The organism is Arthrobacter sp. B0316-5-4, assembly GCF_059090325.1.
The window spans coordinates 68,335-86,501 of sequence record NZ_JBNHFN010000004.1 but is presented as its reverse complement, the minus strand read 5'-3'; the positions used below and the strand labels follow the sequence as shown (position 1 = coordinate 86,501).

General features: G+C 64.8%; 20 protein-coding genes. 17 read left to right on the top strand and 3 right to left on the bottom strand.

The genetic code is table 11. The annotated features are described in order from the left end of the window. Window positions 1–8 precede the first annotated feature (8 nt). From truB to AC5RU9_RS12420, 8 genes are all read left to right on the top strand, one after another. Entirely contained in the window at window positions 9–932 is a 924-nt protein-coding gene (truB, locus tag AC5RU9_RS12455) for a tRNA pseudouridine(55) synthase TruB (RefSeq protein WP_494016692.1), read from the top strand. Window positions 933–934: 2 nt separating this feature from the next. Further along, the gene (locus AC5RU9_RS12450) at window positions 935–1,288 is read left to right on the top strand and encodes a hypothetical protein (protein ID WP_211711832.1); all 354 of its coding nucleotides are present in this window, start codon (window positions 935–937) and stop codon (window positions 1,286–1,288) included. Window positions 1,289–1,290: 2 nt separating this feature from the next. Next, a complete protein-coding gene (locus AC5RU9_RS12445; protein WP_306673144.1) occupies window positions 1,291–1,740 on the top strand; it encodes a hypothetical protein in 450 nt (149 codons plus the stop codon). Window positions 1,741–1,828: 88 nt separating this feature from the next. After that, entirely contained in the window at window positions 1,829–2,812 is a 984-nt protein-coding gene (locus AC5RU9_RS12440; protein ID WP_211711834.1) for a bifunctional riboflavin kinase/FAD synthetase, read from the top strand. A gap of 159 nt (window positions 2,813–2,971) precedes the next feature. Beyond that, a complete protein-coding gene (gene rpsO, locus AC5RU9_RS12435) occupies window positions 2,972–3,241 on the top strand; it encodes a 30S ribosomal protein S15 (RefSeq protein ID WP_144652206.1) in 270 nt (89 codons plus the stop codon). A gap of 241 nt (window positions 3,242–3,482) precedes the next feature. Further along, entirely contained in the window at window positions 3,483–5,735 is a 2,253-nt protein-coding gene (locus AC5RU9_RS12430; protein WP_494016691.1) for a polyribonucleotide nucleotidyltransferase, read from the top strand. A gap of 82 nt (window positions 5,736–5,817) precedes the next feature. Next, window positions 5,818–7,161, top strand: coding sequence for a M16 family metallopeptidase (locus AC5RU9_RS12425; RefSeq protein ID WP_494016690.1), 1,344 nt, complete (start codon window positions 5,818–5,820; stop codon window positions 7,159–7,161). 110 nt (window positions 7,162–7,271) lie between these two features. Next, the gene (locus AC5RU9_RS12420) at window positions 7,272–7,748 is read left to right on the top strand and encodes a DUF1579 domain-containing protein (RefSeq protein WP_494016689.1); all 477 of its coding nucleotides are present in this window, start codon (window positions 7,272–7,274) and stop codon (window positions 7,746–7,748) included. Here AC5RU9_RS12420 and AC5RU9_RS12415 read toward each other — a convergent pair. Further along, complete coding sequence (locus AC5RU9_RS12415) at window positions 7,745–8,011, bottom strand: MoaD/ThiS family protein (protein WP_211711838.1); 267 nt, start codon at window positions 8,009–8,011, stop codon at window positions 7,745–7,747. The genes AC5RU9_RS12420 and AC5RU9_RS12415 overlap by 4 nt on opposite strands. Window positions 8,012–8,015: 4 nt before the next feature. Further along, a complete protein-coding gene (gene moaA / locus AC5RU9_RS12410; protein ID WP_211711839.1) occupies window positions 8,016–9,155 on the bottom strand; it encodes a GTP 3',8-cyclase MoaA in 1,140 nt (379 codons plus the stop codon). A gap of 134 nt (window positions 9,156–9,289) precedes the next feature. On the opposite strand from moaA, the gene AC5RU9_RS12405 reads away from it, so the two are divergent. From AC5RU9_RS12405 to AC5RU9_RS12365, 9 genes are read left to right on the top strand one after another with little or no spacing between them, the layout of a single operon-like run. After that, complete coding sequence (locus AC5RU9_RS12405) at window positions 9,290–10,024, top strand: response regulator transcription factor (RefSeq protein ID WP_211711840.1); 735 nt, start codon at window positions 9,290–9,292, stop codon at window positions 10,022–10,024. Further along, entirely contained in the window at window positions 10,011–11,234 is a 1,224-nt protein-coding gene (locus AC5RU9_RS12400) for a sensor histidine kinase (protein WP_494016688.1), read from the top strand. The genes AC5RU9_RS12405 and AC5RU9_RS12400 overlap by 14 nt, the downstream gene beginning before the upstream one ends. Before the next feature lie 56 nt (window positions 11,235–11,290). After that, window positions 11,291–12,859: a molybdopterin-dependent oxidoreductase gene (locus AC5RU9_RS12395; protein WP_494017125.1), complete on the top strand. Its 1,569-nt coding sequence runs from the start codon at window positions 11,291–11,293 to the stop codon at window positions 12,857–12,859. A gap of 56 nt (window positions 12,860–12,915) precedes the next feature. After that, complete coding sequence (locus tag AC5RU9_RS12390; RefSeq protein ID WP_494016687.1) at window positions 12,916–14,142, top strand: molybdopterin molybdotransferase MoeA; 1,227 nt, start codon at window positions 12,916–12,918, stop codon at window positions 14,140–14,142. Further along, window positions 14,130–14,660 carry a cyclic pyranopterin monophosphate synthase MoaC gene (moaC, locus tag AC5RU9_RS12385; protein WP_211711842.1) on the top strand — a complete coding sequence of 177 codons (531 nt, stop codon included), beginning with the start codon at window positions 14,130–14,132 and terminating at the stop codon, window positions 14,658–14,660. Before AC5RU9_RS12390 ends, moaC begins: the two co-directional genes overlap by 13 nt. After that, complete coding sequence (locus AC5RU9_RS12380; RefSeq protein ID WP_211711843.1) at window positions 14,657–15,160, top strand: MogA/MoaB family molybdenum cofactor biosynthesis protein; 504 nt, start codon at window positions 14,657–14,659, stop codon at window positions 15,158–15,160. Before moaC ends, AC5RU9_RS12380 begins: the two co-directional genes overlap by 4 nt. Continuing rightward, a complete protein-coding gene (locus tag AC5RU9_RS12375) occupies window positions 15,150–15,605 on the top strand; it encodes a molybdenum cofactor biosynthesis protein MoaE (RefSeq protein ID WP_494016686.1) in 456 nt (151 codons plus the stop codon). The genes AC5RU9_RS12380 and AC5RU9_RS12375 overlap by 11 nt, the downstream gene beginning before the upstream one ends. A 51-nt stretch (window positions 15,606–15,656) precedes the next feature. Further along, complete coding sequence (dapB, locus tag AC5RU9_RS12370; protein ID WP_494016685.1) at window positions 15,657–16,415, top strand: 4-hydroxy-tetrahydrodipicolinate reductase; 759 nt, start codon at window positions 15,657–15,659, stop codon at window positions 16,413–16,415. 3 nt (window positions 16,416–16,418) lie between these two features. Beyond that, window positions 16,419–16,907, top strand: coding sequence for a hypothetical protein (locus tag AC5RU9_RS12365; RefSeq protein ID WP_235521820.1), 489 nt, complete (start codon window positions 16,419–16,421; stop codon window positions 16,905–16,907). Here AC5RU9_RS12365 and AC5RU9_RS12360 read toward each other — a convergent pair. Next, complete coding sequence (locus tag AC5RU9_RS12360) at window positions 16,883–18,118, bottom strand: heparan-alpha-glucosaminide N-acetyltransferase domain-containing protein (RefSeq protein ID WP_494016684.1); 1,236 nt, start codon at window positions 18,116–18,118, stop codon at window positions 16,883–16,885. The genes AC5RU9_RS12365 and AC5RU9_RS12360 overlap by 25 nt on opposite strands. Window positions 18,119–18,167: the final 49 nt, after the last annotated feature.

Below are 18,167 nucleotides of genomic sequence, written 5' to 3'. Positions count from 1 at the left end.
TGGTAAGCGTGCTTTCTGGACTGGTAATCGTTGACAAACCGCAGGGATGGACCAGCCACGATGTGGTTGGCCGGATGCGGCGGCTGGCTGGTACCCGGAAAGTGGGGCATGCGGGGACGCTCGATCCCATGGCCACCGGCGTCCTGGTGCTTGGCATCAATAAGGCGACGCGCCTGCTGACTTACATCGTGGGGACCTCCAAGACCTATACAGCCACTATCAGGCTCGGCGAAACCACCATCACGGACGACGCCGAGGGCGACGTCACGGAGGCCCGCAGCGCCGCGGACGTCACCGATGAAGCCATAGCGGCCGGAGTTGCCGCGCTCACGGGCCCTATCCAGCAGGTGCCCAGCAGCGTGAGTGCCATCAAGGTCAACGGCGAACGCTCCTACGCACGCGTCCGCTCCGGTGAAGAAGTGAAGCTCGCAGCGCGCCCGGTGACGATCCACCGCTTTGACGTGCACGCCATCAACAGGCTCGACGGCGGCAGGGTAGTTGACGTGGACGTCACCGTGGAATGTTCTTCAGGAACTTACATTCGGGCGCTGGCCCGGGACCTTGGAAACGACCTGGGCGTCGGCGGCCACCTCACGGCCCTGCGCCGGACCCAGGTGGGTCCCTATACCCTCGAGCAGGCCAGGACCCTGGAGGAACTGGCGCAAGAGCTCAACGTCCTGGACATGTCCCTCGCTGCCCGGTCCCTCATGCCAAACCGTGAGCTCACCGAGGACGAAACAACGGAGATCTCGTTCGGCCGCCGGATTGCGGCCGGGCCGGGAGCAGGCACCGCCGAGGCTGCCACGGCCGAAAACCCCGCAGCAGCCTTCGCGCCCTCGGGTGAACTCGTGGCATTGCTGGCTGACACCGGGAGCTTCGCCAAGCCCGTGCTGGTGTTCGCCCCGGGAACCGGTTCAGGGGAGGCGAAGTAGTCATGGACGGATACTTTTACGCCCTCCTGGTGATCGGACTGGTGTCCACCATCATGTGCGTGGTGGCCGGGCTGATGAAGAAGGCCCCCAACGACCCCACCATCTACTCGGTACTTGCCGTTGAAGTGGTGCTGGTGGTGTACCTGGTGGGTTCCATCATCCGGGTTGCCATGGGCGAGCAGATTGCCGGGGAAGCATGGGAATTCTGGGGCTACTTGATAACGGCCCTGATGATCCCGCTGGGTGCTGTGTACTGGGCCATCCTTGAACGCACCCGCTGGAGCAACTTCGTCCTCGCTGCGGTAGGCGTCACGGTCCTCGTCATGGGCGCGCGCATGAACCAGATTTGGTACTGACCTTGAAAGAAGAACCCATCGTGACTGGAACTGAGACCAATCCGGCAACCCCGCAGCCGAAGAAGGATACCCGGAACACAGGGCCTGGCCGCCTCCTGATCGCGGTGTACGCCGTTTTCGCCCTCTCGGCGACCGCGCGCGCCGGCTATCAGATCGCTACGAAGTTCGCCGAAGCACCGCTGGCGCATATCCTCTCGGCCTTTGCCGCCGTCGTCTATATCGTGGCGACCATCTCTCTGGCCAAGCCGGGCCGCACGTGGTTCAAGGTCTCAGTGGCCGCCGTGCTCACGGAGCTCATCGGCGTGCTGGTGGTGGGCGCCATCAGCCTTTTCGACCCCGTAGCGTTCCCGCACGATACCGTGTGGTCGCTGTTCGGCCGCGGATACGGGTTCGTCCCGCTTGTCCTGCCCATCCTTGGCCTCCTGTGGCTGAACAAGCGCCGCCCGTCCTGAGCCAACCGCCCTTGCGGGTAACCTTAGAATGTTCCGGCGCCGGGAGGTTGCCGGGCGCACCGAACATCTGCAGTAAAAGGCGAGGTTGATGGTCCACATCTGGAACGATCCCACTGAAGTCCCCAAGGACTTCGGACCTACTGTCGTTACCATCGGGAACTTTGACGGCGTCCATCGCGGGCACCAGCATGTCCTTTCCCAACTGACCGGCACCGCCAAGCGGCATGACATTCCATCGGTTGCCGTGACTTTCGATCCCCACCCGGCCCAGGTCCACAGGCCGGATTCCGCTCCCGAGCTGATCATGGGGCTCCAGGACAAGCTCGATGCCCTCGGGGAAACCGGCGTCGATGCCGTGCTGGTCATGAAGTACACCTTGGACCTGGCGGCGATGACTCCCATCGAGTTCGTCCGCGAAGTCATCCTTGACGGACTTCACGCAGCACACGTCGTTGTCGGCCATGACCTCCGCTTTGGTGCCGGGAACGTCGGCGACGTGGTCACCATGCAGGAACTTGGTGAGGAGCTCGGGTTCGGCGTGCAGGTTGTCAACGAGTACGGGGCGGGAGGCTTTCCCGTCCACGACGACGGCGACACTGACCGCCGCTGTTCCTCCACTTGGGTGCGGGAAGCCTTGTCCGAAGGCGACGTCGTGACCGCCGCCGCTGTGCTTGGCCGCCCGCACCGCATGCGCGGCGAAGTGGTGCACGGAGCTGCCCGCGGACGCGATCTCGGCTTCCCCACAGCCAACCTTGCCCACGATTCCACAGGGTACGTTCCCGCGGATGGCATCTATGCGGGTTGGTTGATCGACCAGTCCGGGACGCGGTGGCCGGCCGCCATTTCCGTTGGTTCCAACCCCACCTTCGACGGTGTGAGCCGCCAGGTGGAGGCCCACGTGATCGATCGGCCCGAGGAAAAAGTGGAGGACTTCGACCTTTACGGGCAGACCGTGGCTGTCGAATTCACGCAGCGCCTGCGCGGTATGGTTGCCTACCGTGGGCCTGAGGCCTTGGTGGAGCAAATGTGCCTGGACGTAGCCCAGGCGCACGAGCTGCTGACCCGGCGCTAGGCGGATTTCGACAACACTGCTGACCTGCCGGTAAACTGGTGAATGGATCCGGCCGCAGTCCGTGGCAGCTGGACCTGTTTTTGTGTGCGGCAATGCACCAAGGGCAACCCGTCAGCGAGGCGCTGCACCGGGACGCACGGCACAACTCTAGGAGTTCACGTGGCACTTGACGCCGCTGTAAAGCAGTCCATCATCAAGGAATACGCAACCTCTGAAGGCGACACCGGTTCGCCCGAGGTCCAGGTTGCAGTTCTGACCCAGCGGATCAAGGATCTGACTGAGCACATGAAGGAGCACAAGCACGACTTCCACACCCAGCGCGGTTTGCTGGCCATGGTTGGTCGTCGCAAGCGCATGCTTTCCTACCTGAAGAACACCGACATCGCCCGCTACCGTTCGCTCATCGAGCGCCTCGGCCTGCGCCGCTAGTCTGCCTTTAGGGGCGGCCCGCTCCATTCCGGAACGGGCCGCCTTCTTCACCAACAACTAAAAACAGGAATCAACCGCATCGCGCATTCGCGGTCCTCGGTAGTGATTCCCGGGAAGCTCATCTGTGGTGATGAGGCCCGTGGATCTCGATCGATGACCGGGTGTCGTACAGGCCAGGAAAAAAGAAGAGGCCTGGGTTGATGCGGCGGACTTCCGCTAACAGAAACGGAGGTGACTCTCTATGGAGGGTCCCGAAATCCAGTTCTCCGAAGCCATTATCGACAACGGCCGTTTTGGCAAGCGCGTCATTCGCTTCGAAACCGGCCGCCTTGCCAAGCAGGCAGCCGGCGCCTCGATGGTCTACATCGACGAAGACACCGCACTGCTCTCCGCAACCACCGCAGGCAAGCAGCCGCGCGAAGGTTTCGACTTCTTCCCCCTGACGGTTGACGTTGAAGAGCGCATGTACGCAGCCGGCCGTATCCCGGGTTCGTTCTTCCGCCGCGAAGGCCGCCCGTCCACGGAAGCCATCCTGGCCTGCCGCCTCATGGACCGTCCGCTGCGCCCCGCGTTCGTCAAGGGCCTGCGCAACGAAGTCCAGATCGTCGTCACTGTCCTGGCGATCAACCCGGACGAGCTCTACGACGTCGTCGCCATCAACGCGTCCTCGATGTCCACGCAGCTTTCCGGCCTCCCGTTCTCCGGCCCGATCGGTGGCGTCCGCGTCGCCCTCATCGCCGACGAACACGGTTCGCAGTGGGTCGCTTTCCCCAAGCACTCCCAGCTTGAGAACGCCGTCTTCAACATGGTTGTTGCCGGCCGCATTGCCGGTGACGACGTCGCCATCATGATGGTGGAAGCCGAAGCCACCGACAACTCCTGGAACCTCATCAAGGAACAGGGCGCAACAGCTCCCACCGAAGAGGTTGTTTCCGAGGGCCTCGAGGCTGCCAAGCCGTTCATCAAGGCACTCTGCGAAGCACAGGCAGACCTGGCGGCACGCGCCGCCAAGCCGACCGTCGAGTTCCCGGTCTTCCTTGACTACCAGGACGACGTCTACGCAGCTGTCGAAGCCGCTGCCGCTGACAAGCTTGCTGCTGTCTTCCAGATCGCCGACAAGCAGGAGCGCGACAACGCCTCCGACGCACTCAAGGACGAAGTCCTTGGCTCACTTGCAGGCGACTTCGAAGGCCGCGAGAAGGAACTCTCCGCAGCGTTCCGCTCGGTCACCAAGCACGTCGTGCGCCAGCGCATCCTCAAGGACCAGGTCCGCATCGACGGCCGTGGCCTGACGGACATCCGCCAGCTGACCGCAGAGGTAGAGGTTCTGCCCCGCGTTCACGGTTCGGCCATCTTCGAGCGCGGCGAGACCCAGATCATGGGTGTCACCACGCTGAACATGCTCAAGATGGAGCAGCAGATCGACTCGTTGTCGCCGGTTACGCGCAAGCGCTACATGCACAACTACAACTTCCCGCCGTACTCCACCGGTGAGACCGGCCGCGTCGGTTCCCCGAAGCGCCGCGAAATCGGCCACGGTGCCCTCGCAGAGCGCGCCCTGGTTCCGGTTCTGCCCAGCCGTGAAGAATTCCCGTACGCCATCCGCCAGGTATCCGAGGCACTCGGTTCCAACGGTTCGACGTCCATGGGTTCGGTCTGTGCCTCAACGCTCTCCATGCTCAACGCTGGCGTGCCGCTGAAGGCAGCTGTTGCCGGTATCGCCATGGGCCTGGTTTCCGACCAGGTTGACGGCCAGACCCGCTACGCAGCGCTGACCGACATCCTCGGCGCCGAAGACGCTTTCGGCGACATGGACTTCAAGGTTGCCGGTACGTCCGAGTTCGTCACGGCCATCCAGCTGGACACCAAGCTCGACGGCATCCCCGCTTCCGTGCTGGCAGCAGCACTGAAGCAGGCCCGCGAAGCCCGCCTCCACATCCTCGAGGTCATCAACGCAGCGATCGACACCCCGGATGAGCTCTCCGAGTTCGCACCGCGCGTCATCGCCGTCAAGATCCCCGTTGACAAGATCGGCGAGGTCATTGGCCCCAAGGGCAAGATGATCAACCAGATCCAGGAAGACACGGGCGCGGACATCTCCATCGAAGATGACGGCACGGTCTACATTGGCGCCACCAACGGCCCGTCTGCTGACGCAGCACGTTCCGCCATCAACGCCATCGCCAACCCGCAGGTTCCGGAAATCGGCGAGCGTTACCTGGGTACGGTCGTCAAGACCACCACCTTCGGCGCCTTCGTTTCCCTGACCCCGGGCAAGGACGGCCTGCTGCACATCTCCGAGCTCCGCAAGCTGGCCAACGGCAAGCGCGTGGACAACGTTGATGACGTCGTCTCCGTGGGCCAGAAGGTCCAGGTCGAGATCACCAAGATCGACGACCGCGGAAAGCTCTCCCTCTCCCCGGTTGTTGCCGACGAAGAAGGCGCAGCTTCCGAGGACGCTTCGGCCGAGGTCGTTGAAGAGTCCGCAGAGTAGTCTGTAAGCAGTACACCCGGCGGGGCCGGTGGGCTTGAAAAAGCTCCACCGGCCCTTCCGGCCTTAACCCTGAAAGGCCTTAATGACTGTCGTACCCTTGCCGCTGGAGCAAACCCTTCCCGGCGGCGAACTGATCCATGGTGCCGAGGGCGGTTCCGTCGTGCGGCGCTCCGTCCTTCCCGGCGGCGTACGCGTCCTGACCGAGGCGATGCCCGGGCAGCGTTCGGCCACCATAGGTTTCTGGGTGGCAGTGGGTTCGCGCGACGAAGCGGACGGCCAGCATGGTTCCACACACTTCCTTGAACACCTGCTGTTCAAGGGCACCAAGAGGCGCACAGCACTGGAGATTGCGTCGGCGTTCGACGAGGTGGGCGGCGAATCCAACGCAGCCACCGCCAAGGAAAGCACCTGCTACTTCGCCCGGGTCCTCGATACGGACCTTCCCATGGCCATTGATGTCATCGCCGACATGATCACCGGCGCCGTCCTTGACCCTGCCGAACTGGAGCAGGAACGCGACGTCATCCTCGAGGAAATCGCCATGGACAGCGACGACCCCACCGATGTGGCCCACGAGAAATTCGTCGCAGCAGTGCTCGGCAGCCACCCGCTGGCCCGGCCGATCGGCGGAACACCGGATGCGATCAAGGCTGTGGCAAGGGACTCGGTGTGGGAGCACTACCAGCGCTACTACCGTCCCGAGGAACTGGTCATCACCGCAGCAGGCGGCCTGGACCACGACGTCGTCTGTGAACTTGTCCTTGATGCGCTGAAGGCTGCCGGTTGGCAACTGGATCCCGGTGCGGCGCCCGTGGAGCGCCGTGGGACAGAGAGGGCTGTCATCACCGGCACCTCCGGCCTCCACGTCGTGAAGCGTCCCGTGGAGCAGGCGAACATCATCATGGGCTGCCCCACGATCGTCGCCACGGATGATCGCCGCTTCGTCATGAGCGTGCTCAACGCAGTCCTGGGTGGGGGCATGTCCTCCAGGCTCTTCCAGGAGATCCGCGAGAAGCGGGGCCTGGTGTACTCCACGTACTCCTTCACCGCCGCTTACGCGGACGCCGGGTACTTCGGCATGTATGCAGGCTGCACCCCGTCCAAGGTCCGCCAGGTGCTGGAACTCCTTGGCGTGGAGCTGGACAAGCTCGCCAAGGACGGCATTACCGAGGAAGAGCTCAGGAAGGCCGTGGGCCAGCTCAGCGGTGGCATCGTGTTGGCCCTTGAGGACACCGGTTCGCGGATGTCCCGGCTGGGCCGGGCTGAACTGGTCTCCGGAGAGTTCCAGGACATCGACGAGACCTTGGCCCGGATCCAGGCCGTCACCGTGGACGACGTCCAGGAGCTCGCCCGCGAACTCGCAGCAGCTCCGCGCACCATCACCGTTGTGGGTCCGTTTGAGGAAACCGAGACGTTCGGTCTCTGACTCTGGACCGCTTCTGACTCTGGACTGTCTCTGACTCTGGACTAGCGCACTCCCGGCAGGGCAGCATGATCACACAGTGATGATGCTGCCCTGTTGACGTTGGAGATGTGATGGAACTGCCCCCACGCGGCCACGCCGCGGAGATGCTGCAGGACTTCATCGGCCATTGGCGTGGCATCACGGAGATCGCCCCATCGCCGTGGGGGAGTGCCCGGACTGCCGAGGCCGAGGTGGTGTTCAGCAGGGCCGCCAGCGGCTACGCCGTCGTGCAGAGCTACCGGCACCGTGAAGCGGATGGGACACACTTCGAGGGTCATGGCATGTTCACTGTTGACCGCGAACACGGTGACACGCTCTGGTACTACGTGGACAGCATGGGAAGGCCGCCGGCGAGTCCCGTCAGGGGTTCGTGGAGCGCAGGCATTCTGACGCTCGACCGGCGGACGGCCGACGGCGTTGCCAGGCACACGTTCCGGGTCGAGGACGGGGTGCTGGTGCACACAGCCGATCTGCGGCTCGAAGGAACATCCGGCTTCAGTCCGTTGCTGAAAAGCGTCTTCCGGAGGGTTGCAACGCCCGGCGCCTAGCCCCCGGCAAAAGGCGGCAGGACGTCGATGACGTCATGCGGGCTCAGCGGAGCCGAACGGTCGCGGACAGCCACTTCGTTGCGCAGGAAGCTACTGCGTGCGACGACACGCGCCAGGGTCGGCGTGCCTTCCGGGGGCACTGGACGTTCGACGGCGAGGGCGGCTTCCAGCAGCGCCTCCAGGCTGGTCCCTTCCGGAAGGTGATGGAATTCTTCTTCGACTCCTGCGGCCGAGCGTGCGGCAGCGAAGTAACGGACAAGCAAGGTTTCAGCCTCCGATTGCGCTCATGCTGCGGTCCGGCTGGACGAAGTCCGCTGCGCCGAGACCGGTGTGGTCCATTCCGTGGGCCTTGGGCTTGACCCACATGGCGTCCTGCCATCGCTGCGCAAGTTCCTCGTCCGTGGCTCCCTCGCGAAGGATGCCGAGGAGGTCGAATTCCTCGCGGGAGAAGAGGCAGCTCATGATTTTGCCTTCCGCTGTGATCCGCGTGCGGCGGCAGTCGGAGCAGAACGGCTCGGTGACCGAGGCGATGATGCCGACGGTACCGAGGACCGGACCGGTGGCAAGGCCGGAAGCCGTGTCCCGGCGTCGTACTTCAAAGCGTTCCGCTGGGGCGCCGTCCCGTTCACGGGGGTCGTGGTCCAGGACGTAGTCGCGTGACAGCAGCGTGCGGATCTCGGCGGCCGTGATCATGTTGCGCCGGGTCCAGCCGTGATCGGCATCCAAGGGCATCTGCTCGATGAAGCGAAGTTCGTAACCGCGGCCCAAGGCCCAGGCCAGGAGGTCCGGCGATTCGGCGTCGTTGATGCCGCGCATCAGCACGGCGTTCAGCTTTACGGGGCCCAGGCCGGCCGCCCAGGCAGCATCGACGCCGGCCAGGACGCGATCCAGGAACGGGCGGCGGGTGAGCTTGGTGAACGTTTCTTCGTGCAGGGAATCCAGCGAGACGTTGATCCGGGTGAGCCCGGCGGCCTTCAACGTTGCGGCTTTCTTGTCCAACCCGACGCCGTTGGTGGTCATGGAGATGGGGAGGTCGGGATGATTGCTACGAATGCCGGAGATAATGTCCACCAGGTCGGCGCGCACCAAGGGCTCGCCGCCGGTAAGGCGGAGTTCCCGCACACCCAGGGCCGTAACCCCGACGCGCACAATGCGGATGATTTCATCCTTGGTCATCACGGCCTGCTTGGACAACCACTCCAGGCCCTCGGCGGGCATGCAGTAGGTGCAGCGCAGGTTGCACTTGTCCGTCAGTGACAGGCGCATGTCCGTGGCGCGCCGCCCGTAACGGTCCCACAACCCTGCGGGCGTGCCCGCGGGACGCGGCGGCGGAACCCCCACGCCACTTTCCTTGCTGCCTGCGGCGGCACCCGACGGGGGCACCGGCATGCCCAGCTGAACAGTCATAAATTCAGGCTACGCCACCCCAGCCGGATCAGTGACACCAGTTACAGTCACAGAGTTCTTACGGATTCAATACGCTTCCCCGGCCGACGCCACGATCGGGTGCCGGGTGACGCCGGCAAACCTATGCTGAAAGCGTGACCATAAATACGGCATCAGCAGCGGAACCAGGGAACCGCCGCGTCCTCCTGGTCGAGGACGAACAGACCATCGCCGATGTCGTCCGCGACTACCTGCTGAAGGCAGGCTTCCAGGTGGACATGGCTGCGGATGGCTTCACCGCGCTCAAGGTTGCAGCGTCCCGGCAACCGGACCTGGTGATCCTGGACCGCATGCTGCCCGGGCTGGACGGTGTTGAGGTCTGCAGGCGGCTGCGCCAGACCATGAGCGTGCCGGTCATCATGGTCACGGCCCTGGGAACCGAAGACGACCGGATCCTCGGCTTGGAGATGGGCGCGGACGACTACGTCACCAAGCCCTTCTCGCCCCGGGAACTGGTCCTTCGGGTCAAGTCGGTCCTCCGCCGCAGCGTCAAGGAGTTTGCGCCGGAACCATCGGTGGAGGCCGCCGGACTCGAACTCGATCCCGCGTCCAGGACGGTCACCCACAACGGCACTCCCTTGGCGCTGACGGTCCGCGAATTCGACCTCCTGGCGTTCCTGATGCGCCGGCCAAACCAGGTATTCAGCCGGGAGGAACTGATCAAGGCCGTCTGGGGCTGGGACTTCGGTGACCTGTCCACCGTCACCGTGCATGTCCGGCGCTTGCGGGAAAAGATCGAAGCCAATCCCACGACGCCGGAGCTGATCAAGACGGTCTGGGGCGTTGGTTACCGTTTCGATGACACGGGAGGTGGACATGGAAGGCAGTGAACTGTGGACCATCCTCGCCTGGGTCCTGTTTTGGGCCGTCCTCATCGGTGCCACCACGTTGGTGCTCCTGCGGTTGCTCCGCCGCGCCTCTGTGCTCGCGCAGATCTGCCTGGTGGTGGTGGCTACGGTGGCTGTCCTGGTGGCCGGGATGGTCAGTGCCTTCAACGCCATGTTCATCTCCGCCAGGGACCTCGAGGTGATGTGGTACATCCTGGCCACCGCCTCCGCTGTTGCCGTTGCGCTTTCCCTGATGCTCGGTGCGGGTGTCTCCCGTAACGCGGCCCGATTAGTGGACGCGGCCCGCCGGCTGGGGCGGGGCGAGACCCTGGACAACACCATGGAGTCCCGCCGGGGAAGCGCTCCCGCCATGACCTCCGAGCTAGCCGAACTTGCCCAGGAACTTGAAGCGAGCAGCCGTAGCCTTGCCGAGTCCAGGGAACGCGAAGCCGCCATCGAGACAGCCAGGCGTGAACTCGTGTCCTGGATTTCGCATGACCTGCGCACACCACTGGCCAGCATGCGCGCCATGACCGAAGCGCTCGAGGACGGCATGGCGTCCGATGTCCCCGGCTACTACCGGAAAATCATTGGGCAGACCGAACAGATGACTGCGATGGTCAACGACCTGCTGGAACTGTCCAAGATCCAGGCGGGCAGCCTCCGCCTCCGCGCCGAACCACTGGACCTTTACGACCTGGTCAGCGATGCCCTCTCTGACCTGGCCCCGTTGGCGGCGAAGCGGGGTATCAAGCTCGACGGCGGTGGGGACCGCGAATGCATGGCCGTCGCCGATGGGCCCAGCCTCGCGAGGGCCGTACGGAACATCCTGCTCAACGCCATCATCTACAGCCGGCCGGACAGCGAAGTGCACGTTAGCGTCGGCCGGGACAACGGGAACGCCGTGGTCGCTGTGCAGGACCAGTGCGGTGGCATCCCCGAAGACGACCTACCCCACTTGTTTGAAACCGGCTGGCAGAAGAACCCGGCGCGCGGAACACCCGCCGAGTTGCAGGGCAGCTACAGCGGTGCCGGCATCGGCCTGAGCATGGTGGCAGGCATCGTCAAGGCCCACGGGGGAACAGTCGGCGTCACCAACCTCGACGGCGGCTGCCGCTTCGCGCTGTCACTCCCCGCCGGATCCACCCGCGATGGCAGCCCGTCGGCCGCCACCCTTACTTCAGCTGACAATCGCCCAGGAGGCGCATCATGAGCATGCCCAGCAGCATGAACAAACCCAGTCCGCACGTGGACCCGCCGGACCCCGAAATGTCCCTTCTACGCCGCAGCAGCATCCACCCGCGCCTCTGGGCCGCGGCGGCCGGGGTTGCCGCTGGGGCAGCCGGGATAGCTGCGGGGGAACTCACCGCTGGACTCGCAAGCCCGTTGGTCTCGCCGGTGACTGCCTTGGGCGGAGCTGTCATCGATGCCGTGCCACCTGGCGTCAAGGACCTGGCCGTGGAACTGTTCGGCACGGCCGACAAGATCGTGCTGATCGCCTCCATCGGGCTCGTCGCGGGGATACTTGCCGCTTTGGCTGGGGTCTTGGAGCACCGCCGGACCGGATGGGGCCTGGTGCTGGCCGGGCTGGCCGGCGTGGCCGGGCTGACCGCCGTCGTGACCCGCGCGCAGGCGGGACCGCAAGCCGCCCTCGCTCCCATCGTCGCGGCTGTGGTCACGATGCTGCTGCTGCGCACCCTGATCCGGAGGCTGGCCACCTGGGCTCCTTCCCGGGGAACACCCGGGCAGGACGAAGGCGAGCCCGCACCCCTGGCCCGGCGGAGCTTCCTCAACGCCCTTGCGGGGACCTCCATCGCCGCCGTCGTGGCCGGAACGGTCACCGCCGTCCTGACGCGTGCAACAGCGGCAGCGTCGGGTTTCCGGAAATCGTTGGCGCTGCCGCAACCCACGACGCCCAGCCAAGCCATCCCTGCGGGCGCAACTCTTGCTGTGGACGGGATCAGCCCCTTGGTGACCCCCAATGCGGACTTCTACAGGATCGACACCGCTTTGACGGTACCTGCCATCGACCCGCCTGGTTGGAAGCTGAAGGTCACCGGAATGGTGGAGCGGGAAGTCGAACTGGATTTCGCGACACTCCTCGCCAAGCCCATGACGGAGCGGCACATCACCATCGCCTGCGTGTCCAACAACGTCGGCGGCGACCTCATTGGCAACGCACTCTGGCTGGGCTGGCCGGTCCGCGAACTGCTCGCCATGGCAGGCCCCAAAGCGGGCGCGGACATGGTGCTCTCCACCAGCAACGACGGCTGGACTGCCGGTACGCCCCTGGAAGCACTCACGGACGACAGGGATGCACTGCTCGCTATCGGCATGAACGGTGAACCGTTGCCCCTGGAACACGGGTTCCCCGTGCGCATGATCGTGCCCGGACTCTACGGATTTGTGTCCGCGACCAAATGGCTGACGGAACTGAAAGTCACCCGTTTCGCCGACGACATCGGGTATTGGACACCCCGCGGCTGGAGCGACCACGGGCCCATCAAAACCCAGTCCCGCATCGACGTACCCCGCAATGGCCGGACAGTTAAGGCAGGCAAGATCCAATTCGGCGGCGTGGCCTGGGCCCAGCACCGCGGCATCAAACGGGTAGAGCTTCGCGTCAACCGGGGCCCCTGGCAACAGGCCACCCTCGCAAACGGCATTTCCACCGACACCTGGTACCAGTGGCAGCTCGGCATCGACCTCACGTCGGGCGACTACGAAATCCAGGTGCGGGCTACCGATTCCACCGGCGAACCCCAGACAGAAGACAAGGCCCCAGTAGCTCCCGATGGTGCCACCGGCTACCACACCATCAGCGTCAAGGTCGCCTGAGGACCTAGTCTGGGTACGTCCGGGTAATTCCCGCACGCCAACGTATCCACAGGAGGATGTCCGTGCCCCGATCTGTTGCAGCCCATCGCCAGGCCGTGGTGGAACTGCTGACCACTGCGAGGGCTGCCAAGGGCAACCTCCGCCTGCCGTTGCTCGAAGCGCTGGGAAAGGCGCTCGCCGGCGACGTCTACGCGCCGCTCTCCTTGCCGCCGTTCCCCAATTCCCAAATGGACGGGTTCGCCGTTCGTTCCGCAGGGATTCCCGACGGCGGTGCGGAGCTCAGGGTCGCGGCGCCAGTCCCGGCAGGTGCCTCACCAGCAACACTGAAGGCCGGCTTCGCCGCCCCCATCATGACCGGCGCCATGATCCCGGAAGGGGCCGACGCCGTCGTGCCAATTGAAAAGGCGACGCCAAACACCTTTCCCGAGCCGGCAGCCGAAGACGCCATGGTCCGGCTGCCGCCGGTCGCTGCTGGAACCTATGTTCGACACAGCGGCAGCGACATCGAAACAGGCGACTTGGCGCTGGCCGCCGGTACGCTCCTGGGGCCCGCCCAACTTGGCTTGCTGGCCGCATTGGGCCTGGACACCGTAGAGGTCCGCGAACCATTCCGCGTCCTGCTGGTCACTACGGGCGACGAAGTGGTGGAGCCAGGGCAGGAACTGGCGCCCGGCAAGATCTACGATTCCAACGGAACGCTCCTTGAAGCCTCCATGCTCCAAGCCGGCATGGAGGTGATGCGGACAGGCATCTCCGACGACAACCCCGACACCCTCCTGTCAGTCCTCCACCACTACACCCAGGATCCCCGGAACCCGGTGGACATCATCGTCACCACCGGTGGCGTGAGCAAAGGCGCCTACGAGGTAGTCCGCCAAGCGATGTCCGGCCAGCCAGTGGATTTCCTGCCGGTCGCCATGCAGCCGGGCGGTCCACAGGGCCTGGGAACCTTCGAGGGAACACCCTTCCTGGGCTTCCCCGGAAACCCCGTCAGCTGCCTCGTGTCCTTCGAGATGTTCCTCAGGCCCGCACTTTCCCAGGTCCAGGGAACACCTGCGCCCCGGCCCGTGCAGAAAGCCCGCCTCGCTGAGCCACTGACCTCACCGGACGGCAAACACCAGGTCCGCCGCGGAAGCGTGGTCATGGACGGCATACTGCGCATGGAAGGCGGGGCTGGCTCCCACCTGGTGCACGCCCTGGCCCGCGCCAACGCCCTGGTCCAGATTCCCAGCGACGTCACGGAACTCGCCAAAGGGGACGAAGTGGAAGTATGGATGCTGTGAACCACACTCCCGAAAACCCAGCAGGCCTGACGCATCTCAGGCAAGACGGCACCGCACAGATGGTGGATGTCTCCGAGAAAGCCGTAACCACGCGTGAGGCCACCGCCACGGCTACTGTCCGCAGCACCGCCGAAGTCCTGGCCCTGTTGGGTGCCGGCGAACTTCCCAAGGGCGACGCGCTCGCCGTGGCGAGGGTAGCGGGGATCATGGCGGCCAAGAAGACCCCGGATCTGATTCCGCTGTGCCATCCCTTGCCCATCTCCAAGGTCACTGTGGACTTTGAACTGGGCGCGGACTCGGTGGGAGTCCTGGCGACGGTCAAGACCCGGGGCGTCACCGGCGTCGAAATGGAAGCCCTGACTGCCGCTTCGGTTGCGGCGCTCAGCGTCTACGACATGATCAAGGCCGTGGACAAGCATGCCGTCCTGGACAATATCCGCGTGCTCGCCAAAAGCGGCGGAAAAAGCGGCGACTGGGACGTTTCCGCCGAACCACGGCATGGGGAGGCTGGAGCATGAGCGCCTGCGAGCCCAGCGCGCATGGACCGCGGAAGGCCGGCGTCGTGATTGCTTCCACCCGGGCTGCGGCCGGGATCTACGCCGACGAGACCGGCCCCATCATCCTTGACTGGCTGAACGAGCACGGATTCGACACTTTTCCCACCATGGTGGTGCCGGACGGTGAACCTGTAGGCGCTGCGCTGAGGGCGCTCCTGACGCAGGAACCCGCAGTTGTCATCACCAGCGGCGGAACCGGCCTTAGCCCCGATGACCGCACGCCGGAGATGACGCTGCCGCTCCTTGATCGCGAAATACCGGGAATCATGGAGGGCATCCGGCGCGCAGGAGCTACGAAGACCCCCATGGCAATGTTGAGCCGCGGCCATGCAGGTGCGGCGGGCAAGTCATTCATCATCAATCTTCCCGGTTCCCCCAAAGGGGTCATGGATGGACTGGCAGTCCTGGACCCTGTGATCGGGCATCTCTGTGAGCAATTGGAAGGCAACCATGGGCATTGAAACAGATTTCGAAGTTGTCAGCGCTGTCCTCAGCGCCGAGTCGATTTCGGTGGACCAGGCCATCAGGGCAGTGGAATCGGACACAGCCGGTGCGGTGGTCAGCTTCAGTGGGGTGGTGCGTAACCACGACGGCGGCAAAGCTGTTGATCGGTTGAGCTACAGCGCACACCCCACCGCCCACCAGGTCATGTCCGACGTGGTGGCACAGTTGGTCGCGGAGCACTCCGGTGAAGCCAACCAACCCGTGCGCATCTGGGCCGCGCACCGGATCGGCACCCTGGAAATCGGTGATCCCGCGCTGGTCTGCGCCGTTGCAGCCGCGCACCGGGGCCAAGCCTTCGCCGTTTGCTCCGAATTGGTGGACCGGGTCAAAGAGCAGGTCCCCATTTGGAAAGAGCAGTTCTTCAGTGACGGCACCGTGGAATGGGTCGGGGCAGGGGAGTAGGCGCAGGTAACGTTTCCTGCCCGTGCCCGGCCCGGCGGTAGGGTTAAAGGCATGACCGAACAACTTGCTGTTGCAGTGCTGGGCGCCAACGGGCGCATGGGAATTGAAGCCGTTAAGGCTGTTGAAGCAGCCGAAGACATGAAGCTGGTGGCCACCTTGGGCCGCGGTGATTCCCTGGAGAAACTGCTCGACGCCGGTGCGCAGTACGTTGTTGACCTCACCGTCCCGGACATCACCGAGACCAACGTCCGGTTCGCCGTCGAGCACGGTATCCACGCCGTCGTGGGTACCACAGGCTGGAACGCCGACAGGCTGGAATCCCTGCGCGGACTGCTGGAGTCGAAGCCGGAAACAGGCGTGCTCATTGCGCCCAACTTCGCCCTGGGCTCGGTGCTGGCGTCCGCCTTCGCTGCCAAGGCCTCGCAGTACTTCGAGTCGGTTGAAATCATCGAGCTGCACCACCCCAACAAGGTGGATGCGCCCTCCGGCACGGCCGTGCGCACGGCTCAGTTGATCGCCGAAGCCCGCCAGGAAGCAGGGGTCCCGGCCAGCCCGGACGCCACCGAGACGTCATTGGAGGGCGCGCGCGGCTGTGACGTGGACGGGGTCCGGGTGCACAGTGTCCGCCTCCGCGGCCTTGTTGCCCACCAGGAAGTCCTCTTTGGCGGCCCCGGTGAACAGCTGACGTTGCGCCACGATTCCTTCGACCGCGCCTCCTTCATGCCCGGCGTCCTCCTTGGACTGCGCAAGGTAGCAGCCAACCCCGGCCTGACGGTCGGCTTGGACGGCTACCTGGATCTGGGGCTCTAGGACATGGGGAATTTCTGGACAGCACTGAAGAAGAACCGCACCAAAATCTGGGTTGGTGCCATCACCTTGTTGTTGGTGCTGTACCTGGTGGTGTCCGTTCAACGCTCCTTCCTCCTGCTCGGCGACCCCAACCTGGTGGCCAAGGGCATAGGTGCCGCCTACCTGGTCCTGCCGGTAGTGGGCGCGTGGGCACTCATCCGCGAACTCCTTTTTGGTGCCCGCACCGAACAGATGGCCAAAGTCCTGGAAGCCGAAGGCGGGCTGCCGGAGGACACGCTTCCCCGAACACCCGGCGGCAGGATTGTCCGGTCCGCTGCCGACGCAGAGTTCGAAAAGTACCGGGCGGAAGCCGAGGCCGCCCCGGAAGATTGGCGCTCCTGGTTCCGGCTGAGCTGCGCCTATGACGCCTCCGGTGACCGCAAGCGGGCCCGCGCTTCCATGCGGGACGCGGTGAAGCTCTTCCGTTCTCAGCCAACCGCCGCTGGACGGTAACTGCCGAGCCTGGACGCCTGGTGGGCCACCCACTCCAGTGGTCCCCGCCGTCGGAGCACGGCGAAACAGGCCCCGATGATGATCGCGGCAATGGCCTGGGCCCAGTACATCCCTTCCGGGGTCCAGCCGGCCGGCAGGGGCTTATTGGTGAAACCGGATACCACCCACACGTGTGCCGAGTAGAGGCTCAGTGTCATGGCGCCCGGACCGCTGAGCAGGATCAGGAAGTTGACCTTAGTCCGTTCAGCCACGATGCCAAGCAGCAGGAACAACCCCACGACGGCGGCAGCCGTGCCCCCGGTGTGCAGCAAGTCCAGGGTGGTGCCGGCGTGCGGCGCTGCGGTGGCCAGCCACCACCATGAATCGACTTGTTGAAGGCCGGTGAGGTTGACCTGCAGCATGCTTTCCAACGGGTATCCGCGGGTACCGGGGAGCGCTTCCAGGGCCGCCCTCCCGCCCCACGATTCCATGGCCAGGAAGCCAGCGGCTTTCGCGACGACGGCCACAACGGTTCCGCCAGCCAACAGCAGGAGCTGTACCTTCGCCGTCGTAAGGGCCAGGCGGCCTATGGCGAGCCCCACCAGAAGGTAGGAAATCCACTGGAACACGGGGTAGTAGCCGGTGAAGAAGAGGTCGGCCAGGAGCCTTCCAGGTGTCTCCAGGTCTTCGGCCTTCGGGTTGTGGCCCAACTGCAGGGGAGGGGTCGCGTCCAGCAGCAATGGCCGCACCAGGTACGCCAGGACCGGCGAGGCCAGGATCCAGCCGAGTGCCAGGAAGCAGAGCGCTTTCAGGCGCAGGCCAAGGAACGGCAGGACGCAGAGGAACAAGAGAGCGTAGTGGACCAGAATCACTGCGACGTTGACATCAAGCCCGCCCAGGACGAATCCGACGACGGCAATCACCAGGGCGCGCAGGGCCACTCCGACCCTTGCGGCCCGCAGCCCGGCACCGCTCCGGGGCTCCTGCTTGCCTGTACTGAGGGCCAATCCGACGCCGGCAAGTACGGCGAAAAGGGCCGAAGACCGACCGGAAAAAACCAATCCCACGAATGTCGGCTCCCATTGCGGAGAAGGCCCGAATGTCGGCATCAGGTGGGTGGACATCATGCCCAGCAAGGCCGCGCCCCGGGCGGCATCGATCCCCTTGAGCCGGGCTGAAACCGGGCCGGCCCCTGCGGCCTCCTGCTGAGGGGCCGTCCCGTGCGAAGTCATGCAGCGATCGTCTCATAGCTGCTGCGCGGCAACCCGTCCCGGACCGGCT